The organism is Faecalibacterium sp. DFI.5.82 (genome assembly GCF_029076575.1).
GTDB lineage: Bacteria > Bacillota > Clostridia > Oscillospirales > Ruminococcaceae > Faecalibacterium > Faecalibacterium duncaniae.
In genome coordinates, this window is record NZ_JARFIS010000784.1 from 1 (window position 1) to 300 (window position 300).

At 58.3% G+C, this 300-nt stretch carries 1 protein-coding gene; it reads left to right on the forward strand.

Going from position 1 to position 300, the window contains the following annotated elements:
• A partial coding sequence (locus P0G09_RS18895; RefSeq protein WP_275253441.1) for a peptidoglycan DD-metalloendopeptidase family protein occupies positions 1-203 on the forward strand: 203 nt, incomplete at its 5' end.
• Between the last annotated feature and the right edge of the window lie 97 nt (positions 204-300).

The window sequence follows — 300 nt, forward strand, 5'->3', positions numbered from 1 at the left end:
GAGGTGGCGACCGACCGCATGTGGCCGTACAGGGTGCTGTACTGGTTGCCACCTCGGCGGGCAAGTATGTCCAGCAGGGTGAGATCATCGGCTATGTGGGCAGCACGGGCAACTCTACCGGCAACCACCTCCATCTGGAGGTCTGGAAGGGCGGCTCCAAGGCCAATGCCGTCAACCCCCGTGGTTATATCCCCATGAAATAATCTGCAATGTATCAAAGGAGGCCGTCAGGGCTTATGAAGGAAGAAAAACGCAAGCGCATCCTGCGCGTGGGCTGTCTGATCCTGGCAGGGATCTTTG